Here is a 24,999-nt window from a genome sequence, read left to right on the forward strand (position 1 = left end):
TTGACTTAATTTTGTTCTTCAACTTCATTTAGTCTATTTGAGATTTGTTTTTATGTTAAATTAATTCCTATCTTTATGTTGATGTTCTGTTTACCTTCTTGGCTCAGATAAATCTTGCCAGGTTAATTTACCTAATGTTTGAGGTTAAGTATACGTTTGAGTTTTTCGAGTTTTATACTTGCTTTTATGAAATTGAGTTCTTCACGTCGTTAATCTACTTGGACGAAATTAACTTTTATTTCTACTTTTATTAAACAATGTTTTACTTCTATAATAAAAGTTAAGGCTAAGAATGGCTTAATATTTTTCACAAAGTAGCCTAGGACGAGTCAGACGACTTGTGTGACTTCTCGGTCTCACATAAGGGAGTAGTGCACTTTGTGCATACTTTAGTGGTAACCGAGGATTTCACTTAAGGACCCTCTCGTTTCTTCCTTTTTTACTCCTCCTCGTCCTCCGAAATAACGTTCGGTATTGTCCACATTATCTTTTAGTTTTCCTCTGTTGCAACGGTTGAGTCGGTTTTGGACGCGGAGAGTCACTTGCATAACTACTCTAATTTAATGGTAATTACCAATTACATAACCGTTTACTCAATGCATGATGCGGATACCTTTCAAGACGAGCATGAAAGCTATGTTAAGGAGTTAGAGAGTGATATGGTCAAGTTTATCTATTAGGACTTACCAGTTTGGTTAAAAGTCTTGTATAATGGACCGAACCGGTCGTTCTTTAATTTCCGCGCCATTAATTTTATTTAGGACTTCTGAATCCAGGCAACCTTTAGTTATAATTTCATTATTTGCTACATCGAAGTCAGTTATATTGCTGTGTATTAGTAGTACAGGCTCTTTAATAACTAGTCAGCAATGGATTTGATGTCCGTTACTACCGACTTGTCCCGAATTTAAATAGTCTTCACGTTTAACTAAGACTATGGCCAAGTGCAGTTAAAAGTGTTGTCTTATTACCATTAGTCCGTGTAAACTGAGTGCTTCTTCTTCACCCACAATGGGGGAATTTCTGGTTCTCCCATTAATTTCCAAACCAACTAATAAAACGGATTCTTAATTAAGCGTATTGTGTAAGCGAGTTCTTATTCGCGCTCAATAAATTACCGTTGAAGAAAACGTTGCTTAATATAGAGGTAAGGTCGCCAGTTACTCCGTCGAAACCGATGTCGGTACGGGATACATAGAGGTTAGACAGGTTATTTTAGAAGATACCACTGCCACCACTAACATACCTCCGCCAGGTATTATACCTCTACCAGGTATTATCAGCGGCCTTACTATAGGTTGCTTTATTCGTTCGACAACCATACTGTCAAAACTTCTACAGCAAAGACGGAATCGATTTAACGACATATTCTTTGGACGCTCATAACATTTTCTGTCTTATTCCTCGGCTTTTTAGAACATCGAAACTTACGAATGGAAAAGGTACAACGTTGAGGTATAATACAACAATGTAATCCTTAATATCTAATATTTACTAAAAAGACCCATTGAAAACCTATGCTAAATACTTCCTTTTCTATTAAGATTAATGACCTACAAGGTCACCTTAACCGAAACTACGACAAAAATCAGACTTCTTTTCTCCCGTATCCCAATAACCAAGTACATCTTTTTACCTTCTACAGGTTTTTAATAATCTATCCCCTCATCTTCGGCAAGTTGACCTACAAAGCCTAAGTAGAAGTTAAGTTTTACGTAAGCGGCTTCACAACCAATTTTGTCTTCCCGCGAACCTACAAAACTAATTATTGCGGCCTATACCGGTCCGTCCCCGAAACCTTCTATAATGTGCGCTACAGAATGCGCGAGTTAAACTTTGCTTGCAAAAGCCTGACGAACTTGAGTGATTAGCTCGATAAGGGCAGTACGCATTTGTCCCTATACCAGCATAATAGTTATATTCAAGCTAAAATCCGTATTAGTCATACGGAAAAGCGCCACGAATATTACGTAGGTTCATACGTCATCTTCCATATTCGCTATGTGATTCTAACCTTAACTTTAGAAGACCACAACTACACTATTGCTATCTTGGTCCAGGATATCTTTCAGTCAAAGCCCGATTAACACATCTATTAAGTAATTTATTGTAACTATACGTTGTATCGAAAAAGTCGTTTGTCATACTTGCCTACGACTGGAGAAAATTCGTTTTCTTTAGGCTTAGATAAAAATGAGCTTTTTGGCTACGTCACTAATTGTTTAACTAAGTACGGTAACTTAGATTTTCTGGATTACGGTTTATAGGTCATTGCAAGGGTCGAGTAGAATACTAAAAAAATTTTACCTAAAATTCGCAATTTTACGACCTATTTAAGAAAAACGCCCAAAGTTTTTTACTTGACAGGATTAAAACTATGAATCTCCAACCGCCGGCACTATTTTTACCGTACCTTACTATTGAAAAATTTTTTTTTCTTCTTTTTAAGTTAAAAGAAACGATTATAGATTTACCCAATTTTTAGTAATTGATAGTTCCTTCATTTTAATACTTTTTTAGTTGTTATCGACAGCGACGAAATAATTGACATAATCGTCGAGGACATCATAGACAACGAATACGTCTACTACGAAGATGATGATGATCGTGAACGTTTCCGACATTACCAACGTTTCCGACATTTCCAACGTTTCCGACGTTCCCAACATTGCCAACGTTTCCGACGCCGCCAACGAGACCATCGATTAGACATCAAAACCAAAATAATTCTCCATCAAAAATGATGGAGAAGAAAAAAAGAAGGATATACTTCATTTCTTTATACTAATGAGTAAGACTTAAATGTAATGGAGTTGAATCGTTAACCGTATTTTTATAAATAAACTTTATGCGGTTTGTTTAAAATCTTCGGGTTGTTTATTACTGCCGTTTTTTTCCATTTTCGTAAGACGTAATATGGAATGTTTCCTTTGCTGCAAAACTTGCTTACTCGGTAATAGGAGCGCCTCTGGCGTAACTAGTATTTTGACCACGAGTTATAAAAATAGTAACGGTATCTCTTTTAATACTTTCATGTCTCGTACCTGTAAAAGTAACAAAAAATGCAATGTTTGTATATGGGTTTTCATAGTTTGGTCGGGGAAACCGTCTAACCCTGTTTATATAGCTATTGGGATACTGGGTAAATTATCGTTAACCGTACTTAGTTGACCCCGTTGGTTATGCGAACAAGTGTCAATTAGCCACCCAATGAAGTCTTTAAACCATATTACGCCTTATATCACGTGCGAATGAATTTGTGATATTTTACTGAAATTTACTACTAGGAATGACCGTTCACGACCTAGCGACCCAACTTCCCTAAAACGTAAATAAATTTGGTGTTTAAAATACCAATGTAGTTCTTGCACTATTTTTTTAGTACGTAGTAGTCCGTTTATTATCAAGTTAACTCTTGGGAATAGATCTAATACTAGAACTCCTCGAAAGTCTCTAAAGTTAACTAAATTTTGTTGTCTAACTTACCGATTATTCAATCATATTTGATAAAATGCTCCTAACTAAAAAAATTTAGTTAGAAACATCGCTTATTCTGAGACATCTGGAGTTTAAGTTTTTAGTTTTATTAATTAGACATGATATTAAATGTACGTTTTAATATTTAAGAACCTCGTAAACGTACAGTAGGGTGCGATTTTTATCCTGACTTCTTCTAGAGTTAAGCTATGTACTCATAATGTACCTTTAATAGTTAAGTTACGGGTTATAACAAATAACCCAACTATGACTTACATTAGATTTCCCTACGTTATTGTTAAAACAGTTTGACGACCCTGAGTTATGTGAGTTTCTAAAGTTTCCGTGAGGAATAGTTTTTTACCTTCTTAAACGAGTAACCCTATTCCTTGCTTATCTTCTTAATTTTGATCTTCTATACTTTCACTATAAAAGCCCACAAGGAGTCGTATTGCACCTCCTTTTTCGCTAACTTTTGTTAAGCCCATTCTGAAAAATGAAGGATAGTAGTGCATATAATTACGCATTAGCGTTATTTTTTCATTAACCTAACGAGCACTAAAATTTGCTATAATGAAATTCGTTTCTTGAACTTTTTGTATGATTGCAAAATGTTCTTCTGTTAGTTTTCTGAGTTGGAAATAATTTTCTTCCAATAAACGGATGACACGAGTACCATCTTCTATTACAATAACGTGTTTTGCAACTTTTTCGTGATGATTGACGTAACGTAACAGTCCAACTATATCGACTAAGACGACTATCACGTTATTTTAATAAAGTTGGACCTTTTATACTAAATCACGATTACCTGTAACCTAATCTTCTAAGAAGACCGATACAGCAACGTTTTGTTAATGCAGTTTTTCTTTTCTTATGTGTTGTAGTACATGGATATTAACGGAATTGACCAAAACTTCGTCTACATCATTTTATGCTAACGGTCGTAATAAAATACCTCCCCCGTTAGTCGTTTGGAAATTGGACACTTGTTCGGCTTGTTTAATAGTTTGTAATACATATGGTGTACCTACAAGGACATGCGCCAAACTTCTGCTGAATCATACGACAATAGTACTAGTAAAAGCTTTACTTGAATAAGATACTCGTCATTAAGTTGGCTTCGGTCAGCATAAAATAGAAATCTACAAAAAGCACCAGAATGATACCGTAATTACCAAAATCAGTTGTCGGTCCCTTGTGCTTAAAGTATGGGGTATGATCTCGTGCGACTTACCTTACCTACGTGAAATCGACTAAACCACAAGGGACGTAAAAATAAATATCACCCTTAATGATGGCAATAATCAGAATTTTCTGTGTATTTTCACCTCTCATTACGTAACGAAATAGCTTCGTAACAATGGGCATGCGAAGAAGATAAAAATAAACCATACAAAGAATTACGAAAAGGTAGTGTAAAACTAAATCGTTGGCACGCACAAATACCATAAAACGTTGCGTAGCGGTAAACAATGAATCAGACGCGAGAAGAGATAGAATTATGTAGTCAATCTTGAGTTTAAAAATAAAAAACACCGTAAGAATATTCAATAACCATAAAAGACTGAGTTTAAGGATAGGGACAAGGACCGTACCTAGTCAATTCATACTGTTCTTTGACCCGTCCGAAGTAACTATGATATTATAAAAGGGGGCGTGTAAATAATAGCTTTTGCAAACTAGGTCTCCCCGAAGATTCATGATAGGGCCGCTAACGGTGCTGAGATAGACCTCAAAATCGACCTGTGAAAAACGACTGGCGGTAGTTATTCGTTTTCTTTTCATACTACTACTAAAACTACCCGTATAATAGGGACAATAATCGAACCTATACCTCAATAATGCAAGGATAATTATTTTTAAATACCTGTTCGAGTAAACAAAATACCTCATCGCCAAAAAGTGAATAACAAAAACCAAACACAAAAAAATAATAACTACATAATCCAATATATTTTACCAGTAACGGAAAATTCTAAAAACCGTACTTACGTAATAAATAAAAATAAAAAGTACAACAAAATGACTTTTAAGTTAGGTACAAACAAAAATGGGACGGATTACCCAGTGTTCTGTAAAATTCTCACCGTTAAAGTCTAATAAATAAACCTGCAAAAGCAGGTCTTTTACGCCCCGATAAAATGCGGAATGAGAAAGAAAAGAATTTAAAAAATCAACGACGAAAAAATATAGCTGCTTTTTATAAAAAATTTTAAATTTGTTAATAGTCTGCCAAAGGTCACTGAAACGAACGAGATCGTATCCTAGATGTATAACAAGTAGGAAACCCTCAACCAATATTATTGTCCAATCTAATTTGACAGACTTCAATTACCTCAGCAAAAGCTACGGTTAAATACTTATGGTTACATGTTCAACATTAGTAGTAAAACTAAACTACGTTTTTTAGTCACTACTCGGTCAATTCGTCACAGGACATACAATATTTCTATGTCATTAATTCGAATAAAGTCGACGTCCGAAAGTTGAATTCCCATGGCCAACCATACGATGACTAAAATTTTTATTTTCGTCATTTGGTGTCCTTCGGTGATGATTCTTACTGCGGGGTCCAAGGTGTCTCTTTAGTTTTCTATGAAGAAGTAGATTTTTTTGAGTTCTACCACTATTTTTCACTTTTGTTACAGTAATTCTTCGATAAATGAGCGACCTAACCATCATACCGATGGGTATGATTATTGGTATCCGCATAACGCGAAATAATAACTGAATGAGCTGTTGTGCCAACGAAATTAAGGATTCCGTATAGTTGGACTCGTTGATTAACCTGTAATATAAGGCCCAAACCCCCAATAGGACAGCGAACACTAAAATGACCAATGTCCTCATTAACGGTGTTTAATAAAACCTGTTGCGAATCACCTCACCCCTCTCAGGTAAGAATAGTTCTATGGAAACCAGGCCAGTTAAATATTTTGTCATTTTGTTCATTAATTACGTCATAATAGATGTTTGTCACTTCGGAAAGCATTTCATCACAATTAACTTATGGGTGCATTTCCTAATACCTCATAGCGGAAAGTTTGTCCGCGTCCTTTATGACGTTATTTATTATTTTGTTTTCTACTTTACTAGAGACATAAATATGGTTGATGAGGGTTGGGGTGAAGTCCAAAAGAATACTACTAAGGGTCTTCACTACATTAACTCAATCTATACTCATAACTACTCCGTGATTTTAAATATTAAAGAAATCCTCATTACGGCGGTCGTAGTCTCCGACGTAATCGTTTGTTAAACATTTTTAAATATATCCGCCAAAATATACGCATGTGTGATGACAAACCCGCAGCTACTCAGTTCAAATCCATTTCTCCAACAACATACACCAACCCACGTAGTAGCAGCTCTAGTACCACCACACTATAAAGAACTACAAGCCCTATCGAGTCCAAATAACGTTCATCAGATACTTGGCCTTTTATTTTATAGAAAAAGACTACGTCTTTTTAATGCAAGACTTAAACAACAGTCTCATTGCCCCTAACATGCTTTTTCTGGTCTTCCTTACTAATTACTTCGTTACCGGTGTCCATGTCATCTTCAGGAACCGTGTTTCGAACTCTAAGAATTAGTTAGTGGCTGTGGTGGTAAAAATGGACTACTAAAGGTCCAGCACTTGCTTCTAAATGCAATATTCATAGCGATATAACTAAACGCAGCAGGTAGTTACTTTGTATTTGAATGCTATGCAGTAGTCAATTTGTCGACATAAGCTTTAATAGAGCTAGTCATACCAAAGGAACTATATCTTTGCGGTTACGAATGTTTTCGTTGAGGTCTTCCCCGATCCCTAATAAATCAAGGAAGATCTCATGTAGGTCCTAGTAAAATACGGAATGGAGTTAGTGGTGTCGAAAAATTCGTTGATAATTACTAAAGCCCCAAACTATTTATAATGGTCTAACACGCAACAAAAGCACTACTCCTAAATGCACGACTATCTGTCGGACTTAAATGAGTCGAACTATAACTTTACAGAAAATAACTACTTCTTTCGTAAAATTTAGAATAACTTCCTAACAATTTTTGGCATAAATTTTTTTAAGAATTACATCTTGAAGGGCTTTTCAATGCGTCTTACGGAATACGTCTTCGTTACGCTGCGAAACCGTCACTATTTGGACTAAATGCATTAGGAAATCTCAACTAACTACAACGCCTAAATCATTTCCTCACACTAAAATTTCATAAAAGATGACGTCGTTTACTAAATCTTAGTGCTCACTAACGAAATGCTAATGGACCGCCTACGCTAGAATCATCTTTTCTAGAGCTACTAATACCAGCAAAACATCCATAAATACCACGTTTCCCAGAACGAATGTAATTCCATTTATTAGAACTGCTCCCTTACCGTCCTAACGTTAGTGGATAAGATTTCAAAGAGAGACTGCTTCGTCATGTTCGTTAAAACGTTGCGTGTCTCCGATTTTGTCCACTACAGTAAAAGAAACCGAGACTATTTTTAGTATAGCAGTTACTTAGATACCCCCGTGATTCTTATTTCGATCCCGTACTATCTTTTGATGAGTTCCTTCCCACCCTCAATAATACCCAACAACTAACCGGTTACAAACTTTCTCTAATACTCTTGTTATTTAATTTACGCTACGTAGTAGGTAAATGAAGCGGATTCCTAGATAGTGGGCTCTTGAATGCTCGATTAGGTTGTTTGTGTAATCGTTTTCGAATACTATATCATTAGTTACCAATACTTTAGCCACCTCCTAGGTATGCATAAGTAGTTAGCCTAAATGTTTTTCGTCAAAAACTTAACGAACCTTAATTACTTGTTCTTCGAGTCCTTTTCAAACCGAAAAATGACCTACGGAACGTTATACCACGCGGCGGTGTACCACCATAACGAGAACCATAGCTAGCGGATCGATACAACGAATGTCTGAGATGTAGTTAATCTCTACAATAACGAAAAGGATTTTGTGTTTGTCGTAGCACGGAAAATTGCTCACGCGGTAGTGGATGCCCATTGCGTGTTAATTTACTTAACCCTTATTCTGAACGAGGCTGATGTGTCTGATTTATCATTTAAACCATGTATAAATCGGTTAGAGCATTTTTTTCACTAATAGGGACGCTTTAGACCCTAGTTGAGAGATTAACCACATTTTCGATTAAACTCCCATCCAGGGACACGAGCAGTTTGATTATAAAAGAAACCTTTTAACTTGAGTAATTACAATTTAGCATGTATAACCCCGAAAAATAAAAAAAATCAAACAAGACAAAGGAAACGACGTTGACGTAGTCATTTTTTCGTCCAATGAAAAAGACTTATGAATTGAGTCCTTTTTTAGGTGAATTATTGGCGTTAGGTCCTACGTTTTTTTGGCTATGTCGAGTTCTCACTTTTTCTTAAACTGCGGTTTTACTTTGTCCACAGCCGTTATGCGAGATACTGAGCACAATTTTAACTTTCAAATCTTTCAAAGGAGCTTGTAGTTTTATTTCTCGTTTTGTTAGAGTTAGTCGCAAATTTCGTCGAAGTCGTCTACGGAGAGCTATTTCTCTTATGGAGGTAAGGGCTTGCACATCTCTTTCAACTTTTAAATTAGTTATAATTGTTCGTTTGTTGGCTCGAATAATGACTTTTAAATTTTGAACGTTTTCTTATAGTTAGAAGAGATCTACTACTCTATTTTGTAAACCTTAGCACCGTAAGTTTGAAACATGAACTTGTTTTTGATCATGTTTAGTTCAGCGATTTTCTCGTTGAGTTATTTGCGAATTCACATGAAATACTTTCGTTGGACTTATTAGTAAGTCTATTCGCAAGATTCAGTAGTTGTTTTGAAAATCTTCGTCTAATGCTTCGTTACAATAACTAATTGTTAGTTTTATAACGTCGTTAAGTTTTAGTAAATTTACGAAATTTATATGTTTTCCGACACCAATTTCGTCTGTACCAGATGGAATTCTTAGGTCTATGTTTTTTAAATGTTGAATAATGACTCTAAATATTCCTGCGTAATTTAGTTATGCGTTTCTAACTTTTTTGTTATGTTGTGTATCTTTTAAAAGACCTATTCCTTTGTTTTGAACAACGGCGCGGTTGCAATTTCTTTAGCTATTCAAGGAACGTTAGATTAAATCGCGTCGTCGAATTTCTCCGCTTACATGTTTTTGTTGAAAATAAATTCTTGAATAGACTAATAGTTTGAGTCGAGTTTTGTGAGTACAGAAGTGCTGTTTGAGAACGGTTAATATCAAAATCGTCGACCGGTTAATAAGAATTTTTTTATCCTCGTTAAGGACCTGATAAAATATTTATGGATTCTTGTAACTCGAATTTTCAAATACTATCGATAAACACCAATTCATGAAATAGGTACCAAGAAAACACCCCACCTAAACACGACTGGTATCCAAAAAAGAAATACTATTCGGCATAGAATTTCTACTAAGCCTCTCTATTTCTCGCTAGGGCAAATTGTCCAATGGATATACTACCACAAAATCAAGATTATGTTTCTTTATATGGCATAAAAACGTAACAAAGGTACGAGACCAGTAATGAAATGTATTGCGTATAAAGAAAAAGGTTAATGGTTAATAATAAAGTTAATTAACGTCATACCAAGTGAAAATTTTATAATTAGAATTATCGTGCGAATCACAATAATCTTGCTTAGTGACTGAGTAGTCCATTCCTACAGTTTGAGATAATGGCATATTTTACCGATAATGATAAGCCGCCCACCTGGTGGCGAAATTACTGATAACCGGTAAATAATGGGAATAGCTATGAAGAAGTTCTGTATAAATTAGCGAATAAATACGAGAAATAAAATTGGCATAGAGACCAATGTACCTTTTCATTTCTACAATAAGGAATAGAAAACGCGGGTAACAAATTCTCAGTTTTTGCTATACAATCATTACGATAAAGAAATAATCAATAAAATCATGGGTAATGTAATAATTGATGCCCGCATTATCCTAATAATCCTAAATAGCCGAATCGTACCTCAGACTCAGTTATAAACCGAATACGTAATGAACATAATCATCCTATATAATAACGGTCTCCAAACAACAAGCTACGCGAGCTTAACAAAAGACTCAACTACTAAAGAAGTAATGCATTACCTACCGATACCCATCTTCAGAAAAATTTCGGAAATCTGTTATAAAATGCATAAAATAATGATAATCGCTCGTAAGTACAAGATAAGGTTAATAAACCAACCTTAAGGCTAAGTAATCAATACTAGTTAAATCCATTTAAACGAGTTATATGATAACATTTATAGGGTCCTTAGGTGCAATGACAATGTTCGTGATATCTTAAAAAATAAGATGAACGTCAAACACAAACCCGGAGTTTTACCTGCGCGCTTAAAACAATAGCAACCAACATATTTTTACGGTTTCTACGTCCTTATGCATTATCAGAAAGTCAAAAATGAGTCATGCGACAATAAGAGAATCCACCAAAACAAAGGGAGGTACATGAACCTAAACTAAAATCACCATACAGTTACTAATAACCACCAGAACGGCACCCATACCCTAAACCGAATGCACTAAAACGTTCATTACAACATCCGCCAGAATACAACGAACAACTTTCTGGACACGCACTCCCCCTAAACCATTGATAACCACTCGTACTTCCTGCACAACGGGTATAACCGTAAGCAAGATACTCTCAAACGAGGACCCTGTTATACCTTCAAGACTAGGGATTGCGTCTTTGCAAATTGTTTGGTAAATGATTGACCTGTGTGGTTCTGCCGTAACAGTCTTGTCAATAAGGCTATTTTCAATCAGCGAGACTACTAGGTCACTACTAGGTTGTTGACTATGTTCTACAGGACCGATGATGAGGTCTTTAACAACCTCTAGGAGGTCGAGTTCAAAAAGAATTCTTTTAACTACTTCGTAATGAACTTAAACTTCGAGCTATAAAGTAATTACAAGTTTAAGTGTGGGCAAAACTCCATGCTAGATTTCATAACAAGCGATAATACTGAGTCAAGTTTCGGCGGTTATAATCTGGAGGTTAACTTGGTGAGCGATAGCTCTAATTTCTTCCTGTATCACTGGAGTGATGGTTTTTTGTCTGGTGGCTTTTGACTTCAACTTAACGAACTCGCAACGTTAACATAACGCCCGGATTCAAAACGGGTTAATCCCAACTCAAATCCCGATAAATAGGGACGAGTAGGATTAGTTGCTTTTCCAACCCAACCCGTTCGCTAACTCAACCGGAACCCGTGACTACGAGTCTTATTTAGTAATGGGCTAAAAGTCCGAAATCCACATCTCAATTTTTGTAACGGAGATTTATTTAGGCCTTCTGGATGTCTTAGCTGTAAATAATGAAGATAAGGTAACGAATGGTAAGTGGTTGTCGTTACCTTCAGTAGAGTTACGATACGTTTTAATTCTGCTTAAAATACCCAAGGTCATCTTCCCCTATGCCTATAAGGAATAAGTGTCTCTTCTTAACCCGTCCCAAAAAATACCAGTGGGCTACTTTGTCTCCTCGCATAAAATCGTCTTCTAACCTTAATAGATAGTAAAGTTTAGTCATCGCCTGTAGAACTCTGTGAGCTACGTTTCAGTCCACTCATAAACGTCCACTCTGGATTCCGTCGGTTACCGTTTAGTAATACAATGCCAATACTATAGATACCTTTATTTTAATTTTGTAATGGAGCACCTAAGATAAATTCTTCGTCAAAATGGCGTTTTTAAAATAGTACAAGGTACCTCATTTCACGTTAATTAAATATTAAGTTACTATGTCGTTTTGTTATGTAATTTATTATTTGTAAAAAATCTGTCTTATATCTAGTGATTTGGAAAATTTTGATGAGTCAAAAATTTTGGATATTAGATCAAAAGAGTTAACCTAGTTTTGTCCACTGTTATAAAACTAATCAGAAGATAAAAACGTCAAAAGAAAAACGGCGCCTAGAATACCCAAGAAGTTAATTTAACATTTCATCTACTCGTTTATAATAACAATCTCGTTATATTCTGTTTTTTTCTCAATGAACTTCTTAATTCGGACCGACGGGTTAATACAAAAACCAATAAACTAACTTTTAGTAATTTTAATATATTACGCAGTCTATTTATCTTATTCTTTAGAACGGTTCTATATTGTAACACGCCAACCGCTTCTCGAAACAACAATAACCAGGACAAAATGAATTTGGTATTTGTTCTTTTCATTTGTATTAATATTAGTGAGGTAGTTTCTACCTCCGTTAGCTATTTTATGTTTCATAATGGTATCTTTATTTACTTTAATCTTGGTATATTAGACGACATATTCTACCCCGACTAACGGCTAATTATAATTTATTTGTCGTTGGATGATTTTTGAGACTTGATTGAGATTATTCTCAGTTCAAGGTACTTTCGTACTTAACTAATCGTAGTAAATTTTACTACCGATTTATTTTCTCCTGGTTTATTTGTGTACGCTATTCTTGATTTACGCTAAAACGTCTAAAATTAAATGGTTCTTTCTTCCGATATTTTCCTTTTGTATTTATCCGTTTGGTAAGCCTTGAGTGTCTGGTACTCCCATATAAGGTTGGTAGTGAGCGTAATTTAGGGGTAGGTAAATTATTTTTCTTTGATATCTTCTTGAAACTGTTACTTTTAACTAGCTTTCCACTTACCATAACTTTATTTTTAGCACTTGGTGTTTGATATCCATAATTTCTATTCTCGCAACATTCTACACATCCTATTTAAGAACTCTCTGCATTATTGTCCTTTAAAAATTTAGACATTTCTACTTTTCAAAATTTAAGTAGAACTACTTGTATTCTATATTATTTTGGTGACTCTTATTTCTTATTCAGTTGTGGATCGGTTGGGAACACCTATTTCAATAAATATTTATATACTAAGCTATCTTTACCTATACTTCTATTTCGTACCACGTCATTTTGGGTATTCCGTCGTTTAGGAGACTATGGCCAATTGCGATAATATAAGACTGCGTAAAAAGGTAAAACTAATATAATAAGCATCTCGCAAGATTATATAATAATTCAAATCTGATAAATAAAAAAATACCAATTTCTTACATAATTTCATCCACCTGTGAGTATAGGTCACCTTTGGTAAGCTTCTACAATATGCCTATCTCATTCTTTAACGAAGTTAAACATATCAGGTAATCGTCTCAGTACCGTCGAGATATTATTAAGTTTATGTCATCAAAAAGAGAACATTAATTGCTCATCCTAGTTAATTCATCTCTTAAAGCGCCCGTAGTAATTTTTTTAGTTTAAATAGTTAACTAATACCTTTTTCGCACTAACGGTGTATGGGGTATTTGTTGGGGTGGTACACAAACAAGCCATACTCGATTGGGTGTAAAAACGCTTCAATTATAAATTGAAACTCCAAATTAACTTTACTCGCTTGGGCCTAATGAAAAGTCATAGGCCCATTGTTTGTATAAAAGAAATAAGGCTAAATCTCACAGGTTTTCACTCATGGCTTCCGTTGTACAGAGAATAGACTAGCTGTCCAACAAAATGAAAGCGGTAATTTTCAAGAGACTTTACTTGTAGTCAACGCTTTATTGCTTAACGAGGGAGATGTGGAAATATATGTGGATGTAGTTCAAGCGCAGCGAGATGTGAGCGAAAATTTAGAACTTCTGCTAACTCTAGCTGCAGCCCAAATCTGCTACTTTTTTCTCTTATTCGTAACATCTTTGATGAGGTTTATCTCCAAAACCAAAGAAGTCAACGTCAATGAAAAAAGGTTTGGTTGTATTTGAGTCATCTTGTGTTGCCTCGGTAATTAAATTAGTACGCAACTTACAGTCCTAATCTCTCATACGAACATAATAGGTAAGGTAGTATAAGTCGGACTAAAAAGAAGTTTGTGGTCAATATTTACCAAAAGTAAAGTAGTTCAACCGATACTTTTAGCCTTTCTGATTTTAAAACCTCTTATATCGGTCGTCGTGGTGTCATTTCTTTGTACGAATCTTTCATTAAACGTTTGAGTCCTTAACCGTTTTCTTTTGGACGTTCGGTTCTAGGAGGGGTTCGACAATCGGGCCATGAGTAAGGAACCTTTTCTATGTAATCTAAGCGTAATATGAGTTTCAGTAATTACATAAAAGATTCACGACAAACGACAAGTAGCAGTAAATTCAACATGCCAGAACTTCAATTACTAAAATTTCGAAGGCGTGCAAGAAAAAAACTAAAAAGTTGTCGCCAGTAAGGTAGTTGTCATTCACACGGGTGTTATGAGAGGAACTTATTTTAATGTTACTTTTGGGATAAGTAGGATGGGCTTTTTTGTATTCAACATGGTAACGAAAAAATATTTTTTAGATAAACAATTTTATAAAAATAGTCAATTCTTAGTTATATTTAGAATATTTTCGTCTCCAATTAAAATTTCTTTCGCAAAGACGTGACCATAAACTACTATTACTCCGTGATATTTTACTACAAAAACTTATGATTTACATGACTCAGCTAAAATAAACTGTTTAGTTAATTAATATTGATTAGAACTTAACACGTTACGTTGTATTCCTCTACGATTACTTTTTACTTAAAAAACTAGTTTTTAAAAAATTGTTAAAACTGCGAGGCTACTTTTTTGAATACCTCGAGTTGCAATTTTACTACGTTTTGAATAGAAATTACTTCGGTTACCTAAATAGCTCGTATTTTTCTGGTCTCCTAATAAAACTTTTTTTATAGCTTGAAAAATACGTTTTATCAGTATACTGAGATTTAATATACGCTCTATACAAATTATAAGAACTTTCAGTAACCAATTTACAGAGAGCATTAAATCTAGTTTTGTGATTTTTTTACTACTCACTTCAAAGACGTTGGTACCTTGTTTCGTGATTTTTCCGTAGTCGGCGACGATTCAGATGACGGTTTTTTCAAAGAAGTAGACAATTTTTTCGAAGAAGCGGACGTTTTTTTCCTCGCGGTTGCCGAGTTTTTCGAAGTAGTGGTCATTTATTTCATTCACTTTTTTTCTTATGATTCTAGTGTTCATTCTGTTGAAGATCGAATTTTTGTTTTGTCCTTCGATTTTCGTGTTGAGGTTTTAGTTGACATTATGGGTTTCTTGGGTACCGAGTTTTACGCTGTTTCCCGTTATATTATCGACTTTTTTTATACGGGTTCGATTTATTGGACTGACTTTTTTCGTTAGGATTATAGGTTTTAAACCCATTTTCGTTAGGGTATTGCTTAGTTATCCTTATTTTCTCGAGATAGGAATATCATTCTCGAGAAAATATATTAATGAATTAGACCGACTTTACCAGTAACCCGCGACTCTAGAAGTAAGCTACCGAGATTTTCTCCTACCAAGCCAAATGCAAAATCCAACATTACTACTCCTTGTTAAACCGGAACTACTATGTTTGTTTGCTCTTTTTGGTTTATTTTAAATTCCTAATGGCAGTTTCGAAAATGTAACCCAGTATACAGAAGTAATTGAAGTGTGGTTGGTATAAGCCCAAAATGGCGTATAGGTCGGGTTTGACCGTTACTTGATTTATACGAATTTTTTTAAAATCAATTTGAGTTTAACCTTTGAACTAAGAACTTGACAAAACGAAGGTCGTGGAACTCTTAGTCCTAAACTCGACGGTTTATTACAAACTCCACATCTATCTTCTTCACAGCGGTTAAAACTAAGTAAGTCGAAGTAAAGAAGGAGCCATTATCTACTCAGGAGTCCACGTTTAAAGAATCAAACCGATTCTCGAAGAAGTCGGAGGAGGGTAAAAAAGAGATTAGATATTCACGTTCGTTATAAATTGGTTCGTAGGCGTTAAAGAACAAATAGAAGACAAAAAAGGTTCTACCTGCTTTTCATGAAAGAACGGAGTCCCTTTGTTAGGACAAATTTTTCACTGTAAGGTTAAACTAATTACTGTTATTCCACAAGACCTAGTTCTACCTAACGAAGATTTATTCAAAGAACACGTAAAAATATTAGAAATAAAAATATGTTTACTACCGGTATAACGCGATTTGTAAGACATTCCAATCTATTTTATTATAAAGAATTACGATTCAGAACAAGTACTGTATGACTATTACGAAAAGCCATTATAACATAACGTATTGATTTTAACGATCGATATAAAAAAACATGTCGGGGGAGTAAAAGTTGCCGAGAAGGTTCTTGAAGCTACATAACAAGTATGGTTGACCGATGTCAAACGTTTTTATGTCCCAACAGTGATCTATCAAGGTTCCGAAAAAACTATTTTTTGTCGCGTGGAAATTTTTCAAATAGCGACAAACGGTCTAGACAAAGTTCTATTACGTCTCGTCTAAAATATATTTTGTTTGGGTACAACAAGGTCCGTCTTCGAGGTCTACCTATTTAGAATCAACGGCAAAGCATTGTAGAATCACGTCGTCGTAGGAACAAAAGGCGAAGTATTGTGACCGGATTATTTAGCTTACGTATTCTTTGTAACCGATGAAGTAGACTTAATAAAACAGAATTAAGTTATTTAAAAAAATTTCCTCTTTATCGGACCACGAAAAGTAGTGTTTTTTTTATTGTAAAGGGGTTTATTTTTATTGAAAGACGACGAAGACCTAAAAAAAGTTAAAGAACTTCTTTTTTTAGAAATCGATAAGGTATTAATAAAAGTAGTTTACGAAAATGAGGTAGATATACCTTGCTTAATTTGTATAAGTTAGGATAAAGAGTGATTTTAACGAGTATTAAAATAGTATCCTCTATTGAATCAATATATTCTAAATTCTCTATTCATGAAAGGTATTGGATCTACACGCCTCTAATAAAAAACATAACCATGAGGATTAACTATTTCTACCTCTTAGAAAAGAAATAGAAATAGAAATAGTATGTAGCTACGAACCTATTGTGGAAACCCAAAAGGGTCGAAATAAGGAAAACGGTGCGCACGTGCCTCGGGGAGAAAACAAGCGAGACTTTATTTTAGAGAAAGATTAAGTCGTTCGTACCTTTTTTACCACTAATCTTGAAATAATCGATGTAATAAAAATCGGCGACCTAAATTTAGTTCTAAAACAAATTAATTTTAATTGGAACGAACGAAGAGAACGCATTAGTAAAGATAACATAATTCACAAAGAAATTATCTCGCAGGTTCTGCTCTATTAAGTCTTCGTTCTTGATCCTTTTAATAGGTGGACTTGGTTTCGACCTACTTAAATGTTTTGTTCGTGAGCTACTCTACTTACGTGTTTTGGTAATAGTCTAGGACCTTCTAAATAGGGAATTTAATGTCTTGTCTCACCGACTATAAAACGCGTTATAACGAAAACTATATGGACTTTTAGTTCTATAAGGACGGTAAAACCACCGGTAGTTTGTGATAGTCCGATTTTGTCCATTACACCGCTTTCTCCGCGGGCTGTCGAAAAATAGACTTTTTCTCGTCCGTCGTGAGATAAGGTCACTCCCATTTAAGTCCCATAGGGAAGCTCTTCGTCTGATACAGCGGCTACCCAATAATGTATTAGAAAGCTAGTTCTCGTGTTAGGTAAGGTGACTATGTGTACCAATAAGACTTCGTTAAAAACCCTATAACTTGTACGAACCCTAAATAAAACGTGGGTCTTAATTTCCAGAGTTCTTTAGGTGGGATAAGGTCTTTATGGATACTTTGGTTTCCTATATTTTATGAGGGTGTAGCGATATAACTGTGACTAAATTAATTTTGTGTAACCCTACTGTAAAACGCAAACTACCAATGTTAATTTGAATTTCGGTGTTGCCGTAGTGTTGACAAGTTCGCAGAGTCAAGTATAAGATTTGTTGTAGGTAACATGACACGATATTTCCTCAAACCTGCCTAATAATTTTCAGACAAATAAGAAGCTATATAGCTACTACACCTTAATGCTGTCCGACAACTTTTCGTTAATTTAGCACAACTCGATAGCTTATTTAAGAGTTTACGGTAAAACAAACCATTGTTGGTCCTTTAAGTTATGTCGTCGTTTCTCCTCATTCCTGTAATAACTATAACCACATATATTATAGGATATCTATAATTCTTAAGTCCTTGTCACCTTGGAACAAGGACTTAATTTCAAAGGGTAAGATCAAATAAGAAATACTGTTAAAAGTTTAACAAAAAGGTAAAAAAGAAGGTAAAAAAAGTAAAATAGAACGTCAAGACTAAAAACAAATCCAAATTCATGTCTTTTTTAAACTAAAAAACGCCACTAAAACCGAAAGTAGTATAGTGGTTATTCAAATCAAAAAAATAGTTAATTTGGTAGATGACACCTAACTAGGTACCACCGACTAAGACGAACGACTAACTAAACGACTGAATTTAGGAAGTAAACCAGTTTTAGTGAAAAGTAGTTACAAAATTCAACTAGATTTTATCCAAATTAAAATCGAAAAACCGACAGTAGTTCAAAATCACTAAGTTGGTACGAAAATTTTGGGAAAGGTGTTAGAGGTCTTACTCGGTTATGATGACCCGATTCACGGTTACATTGGCATTTATGTCGTCAGACATACTAAAAAAATATGTACTATGCAAGGAAGGGATCAATTAACAATTTTAGTATTTAATCATATCTACGAGATTTAATTAAAAACAATAAACCGACTTATCAAAGAAATTAAGGTCTAGACTTATCTGTTCTTAGTAAGGCTTCTCCACTAACCCTCGTAACTAATACTAGGTAGTGTCGGATTCTAAGCTTAGTTAAAGATAACAAGGTACGCTTAAGCAGTGAGCCTCGTACGTATTCGGAATTACGATTAAATTAAAAATTAGATATAAATATTCTCCCATCACCTTCCCATATAAAATACAGATTTCTCAATTAACTTGAGTCATTCCCCTTATCGCTAGGTAATAACTTCGAAGATTTTAGTTAGAGATTATTACGAGTTCGCGTACGGGTTGTCATACGTGAAGTCTTTAGGCTTTGTCATTGAGTCCTATACATGTAGTGCAAAGAGTTTTTTCTCGACTAACTAATAGTAAGAGCGAAATTTGAACTACTATTTCTTTAATTTTTTATAACGCTAGAGGAAAATTTGCTCAAAGTTAAATGCAGTTTACTCTTACTTGCTGAAATATGGCTACGTGACCGAACCGACACCGTTCCCGATTTATATGTTAGGTGTGTTTGCCTAGAAAGAGTTCTCTGTTTTCTTTTATAACTTATAAATTTAGTTTAATTAGTTGAAGCCTGCGAATCTTTACATATGCTTCTCACAAAGTTTTTCGGTGTGCTTCTAATACGTGTTGTAAATTCAAGACTCGATCTTTTTCTTACGGTTGTCACCCCTAAATCACTAGTGCTCGGGTATGGAGTCTGTCTTTATTTATGCTACCACGCAGTCTATTTTCCTCCGTTTCTTCATTGTAATTCATGCCTAAAAGTTTTACCCCATATACTGTTTCAAGTCTGTCGCTTATATAATTTCTATCATTTGTTTCGTTTAAACTTACGTTTTCAGAACGTCCGACCTCTATTATTTGAGTTAGACGTTCCTTAATGGCTTTAATTGCGCGGTTAACTAATAATGTTTTATTTTGAACTCCGTAGTCGATTTAATAGATGAGGGCTTATAGATCGTGTTTAATTACTTCTGTCTGTGAGTAGGCGGGTTTTTCATTAGTTTCCAAAACTTGAAAAACATTTTAAAAATCGGAGGGAACATTGAGTTAGACCAGACCCTAATCTTCTATAACGTTTTCTTTATCTATTAGCTCTTTTCGCACTTTTTTAAAGTTAACCACATCTTTTTAAGTTTCTTTATTTTAGTTCAGACTCATGGAATTTTAGGCTTACGTGGTGTCTCCATCACCTGTGACTAAACTCGAGTGTTCCAAATTGACGTCCATTATTGATTACTGATAGCAGAAAGTTGCAGATTCTTTATTACAGGCCATAACAATTAAAGGTCGAATTGAAAAAAGTTTTCAGTATTCTTATCCTGTTCCACTCCTAGGCCATAGAGATGTAAAACGATGATTCTCACTATCCCACAATGCTCGGCGACTATTGAGTAGTTAAAAATTTAAGTCAACAAGTTATGCGGAAAGTCGGTATAGAGAATGTACAAGGGCTAGTAAAAATCGTAGTTTGAGATTATTTAGAAAATAGAGAAAATCTCATTTCGGACGAAAAAATCGATTTTCTTATTTGGAATTTGCTGAATATAGTAATAGTGGTATTGCAAAATAAAAACCCCGAGGTTCAAGAAACCATGCATTACCCTGTACTTCGTCAGGACACGCAACTATTATCGCATACCAAAGTTGAGGTTGGGGTGTATTAAATCGTTTAAGTGGCTAACAAAATATGTAATGAACTGAGTCATGATACCATGCATGAGATATAATGATAAATATCTGGTAATTAGCATCTCCTACTTTTACTTATTATTAAGTTAATTTTTTCGCTAAAACATAGCGTACCACTACCCCGTAGTATAAACGGGAATACCGGAATTTCGGTCTCTAAATAATTCTGCAGTTCCGATACTCTATCTTCTAGTATCCAATTGTTGGGCACTCGTTCAGCTATGCAAATTTTTGTTTGTGTTGCATTTTTGATGTGGAGTTTAAAAATAGTTGCTACTCGCTTATCCACCAATACTGCTAAATGCCGTAATGAAACCTTTTTTTTATTCTCTGAGTTTTCTTTTTTCAATAGCGGGGCAGTAACGTGAAAAGCATCAATGACGTAATTACCGTTACCGTCAATCAATGTACTCGAAACCATTAGGCAAATGCGGTGTTCAATATCCAACCAAATAACGCAAATCGTACCGCCAGGAACGAAATAATTTTGATGTTTTATAGCTTTCGAAGAGTTGGTACAAAAATTTGATACTGGAAAACCGATTTGCGACCCAAGGAATGTCGATATAAATGGGTAAACGACTTCCAAATCGTCCCTATAATTACTAAAGTCCGCGCAACTTAACCGAAAGGTAAGGCCAACGGAATAAATAACCCTGACATCCACGAGAAAGACACAAATTTCGACAAATATAGCTGTTTGCACTAGAATTTACGCGGACACATCCTCCACTGTCATTGCATGGAAATTCTAAATAAAGTGAGTGACTTTTAAATTACTACTACCCGTACCGAAATAAGTACAACTAATTCATTAATGTGATAACCCTACTTTGTAGCTGATAATAGTATAAGTCTGACATTACCTACTACTCATGTTCCTCAATAAAAAGTTTAAGCCCTAAAACGTCTCCTGTTAAAATTACTCAATTCGTCGCCCGCTCACAATTTTAATTTATTAAGCCGGTATGTGATTCACATTTGGCGGTGTTATCCGAGTTAAAGATAAGTTTTTTTTAACTTCGGATAGTTGACTTAGAATATTCTCTTTTTGTTCTTTTGGATATTGATATATTGAGCGATTTAAAATGTCCGAAAATAACAAAAGCACCCCTACCACTAAGTAATGATGGCTCTTCTCCCCTACTTAGTGGATAAGGTTTAAATAATAATCATAATTTTTTTGAATCTAAAGGTCGTGAGTTACCTCAAGATTGAGGTTATAATCCTTGTCTTAAGTTATTATTTTTGTTATTTTCTCTTAGTAGTTGGCCATAAACTTGTATTCGGCTGCCAGATAATAAGACACGAACGTCAACTCCTTAAACAAGATTATAAAGAAAACAAAACGAATTCTAGTTTAAACAGCTTTTTACTGGCAGATTGGCAACTTTTAAACCACGTTACAAAAGTTTATCTCGTGCATTAGAAGAAAGTAACAATTCGACTCATTTTTGAACAAGTTATAATTTTCGTGAATTAAGAACCGGTTAGTATAATTATTACCTATCATTAAATAATAATTGTAGTACTACGAGGCATCATAATAATCGACCGTAGTGTGATACTCGGGAATAATTCTGTGACTCTGTAAATAATTCTTGAAGTTCCGATCGCTGACGACAAGCGAGAGAACAAAGATGGAATCTTTTAACTAACCAATGACGAACCATACGATCAACCGGTCGATGCCGAACTATAAGAACGAAAAAGCGTCGCAGATTCTTTCCATAACGCCGACGACGTGAAAGTATTTGAAGTGATTTTATCAGTTTTCGTAAGAGATATCGAAAAACGGCTTGCGAATTGGATGATCAATTGGCTAAAAATACATCAAGTAATTATATTCGTTTACAAAGTGCAAGTTATCGTCGACTCAGTTACCTAACATACGACGGTAGACATTGACATTATACAGAGTTGTATGCAAGTGTCGTGAGATAAGGTCTCCAATGCGGTACTCGATCTGCTATTAGTTTTGGAAAATGCCGTAGTTTCGGGTGTTAGTGGCATCCATTCAACAGTCTAAGTACTTATTGAAATAAATTATGTATTCCATATGAAACCTTCGAATGTTAGGATCCAAATTGAGGTATAAAAGAACTACCGAAATTGAGTCATATTAGTAAATAGTATGGTAGTGATATTTATAGGTTGTCGTTGACGTAGGTAAGAGCGACGACGAGAACTCTATTTAATCCACCACGAAGGTATATATCCGTATGAAATAGAAATCTGGAAACTCTCACTTATATTTTACATCCTTTACGGAGTATTCAGGTGGGATTACGAGAATTAGAAAGAGAATTAAGCTATAAGGAGACGTTACTTGATGCAACCTGTACTTCACCATGTCGGAGAGGAAGAGCACTGTGTTTTCTTTAATTTTTTCTTAATAATCCCTAATTCTGCACGGGATGATTTACTACACCTTATCCTAATTATAGTTAATTACTAAAACAAAGTTTTTGATTAGGACTCAAATAATTAACGACTACTCGTAAATGGCGAACACGATGTCTGCGCAAAGCAGGGCTTGTTAGTTTTTGTATTAGCCGTCCTATTTGTGGAACTCTTCGTAGTGAGAATGCTCAATAATGACGAAACCCAACTCGAAGTCAAACTCGAACATTAGGTTATTTAAGAAGTAGTTATTTAGCATGTAAATTAACTGCGTTTACTCGTATGTAGTGCGCGAGATTAAGAAACTACACTAAACGAACACTTACTCCGCAAACCTACGGTCACAACGATCACTGATTTAGTTTACATAATCCTAAGTTTACAGGTCCAGAACATATTACTAAAAGGCCCGCAAAAAGATATTATTGATATAAGAGTCCGAAATGGGGAAATAAATAATTTGCCAAACGGAGTATATTTGGTGGATTTGGACGCGGTTGTTAATGCACTAATCGGTATTTTATTACGAAAATAAACAGTACTACACAGGTATTAAATGTGATTAACCGAATTCATTAATAATTCTCGAATTTTTTTTATACTTTAATGTCAAACACGACCTGTTTTTACTTATATTTAACACAACCGTTCTTCTTTAAATTTTGGAGATCTAAGCCCGAAACACGACCTGTTTTTTGCTTACATTTATTCTTTCTAGTCTTTATTGAGTGACTAAATGTTACGTAAATTATATGAGTCGAAGCTGGTTTTTCCTCGTATATACCGCATATAGTCACTCAACTCATCCTAAAATTCGGTCTCTAATCTAACCGTGTTCAGTGCTTATCTGACAAAACGTGTTTACAACAATCGGAATAAACACCACGCTTCGCAATTAAATTCACTTTAACGTCACCGATACTTACCACTATTCCGCTCATAACTTAGTGCGATATTTTCCTATATGCGAGATAAAAAATTATTTCTTGTATTTCAGATAAATCGATATCTGGCTTGCTTACCCATAACCCCTTTTCGCTTCTAGTTGCACAATCTCTCAAGGGCTTGTTTTGGGAATATAGAACCGAACATCGTCTCTTCTAAGGAAAAATAAATGCCTAATTTCCATTGTATCTATAAACACACCCGTTCTTCTTTAAATTTTGAAGTCGAGTCAATAAGTCGGTGAATCGTGGTATGGTCGTTGTCCATAAACCGTACTTGCAAGTCCACAAACCAGTTAGAGAAATAGAGCGTCCATCGTTTTTGAGAGCACTTCTGAACTACTAACAACATTGTTTGGTCTTAGGGTTCTTACGGTAGCGAACAATAAACGCGGCAACCCTTTATCTTTGTGAAAAACGACGTAATTTTTGTTTCCCTACCGCTAAACTTCTGTGTGCTTAATAACTAGGAGTCGCATATCTTTTTGAGGACCAAAATAATCGGAACCCCAAACAGACCCGGGTAGCATAACCACTCACCTTCCGTTGATAATTTGGCTAAGGAGAATTTTTTTATTCCTTAGTTTTTTCTGGGTTTTTGTCAAAAAAGGCTAACCCAAATCTAGTAGAATCTCTAAACGATTGGTTAAGGTTTTAATTTTAATTTAACAAAAATTTAGAGAGTTTAACCTAAAACAAACTGGAACTTTTTTGAGAGAAGATTTTTTAACAGGCCGTGTTTCCTAAGTCCTGTCCCGCTAAAGTAGTTTCAAATTCTTATCTTGTCTAACTATACTCTTAAGGGTCTACAAA

The sequence above is a fragment of the Legionella qingyii genome, assembly GCF_003184185.1.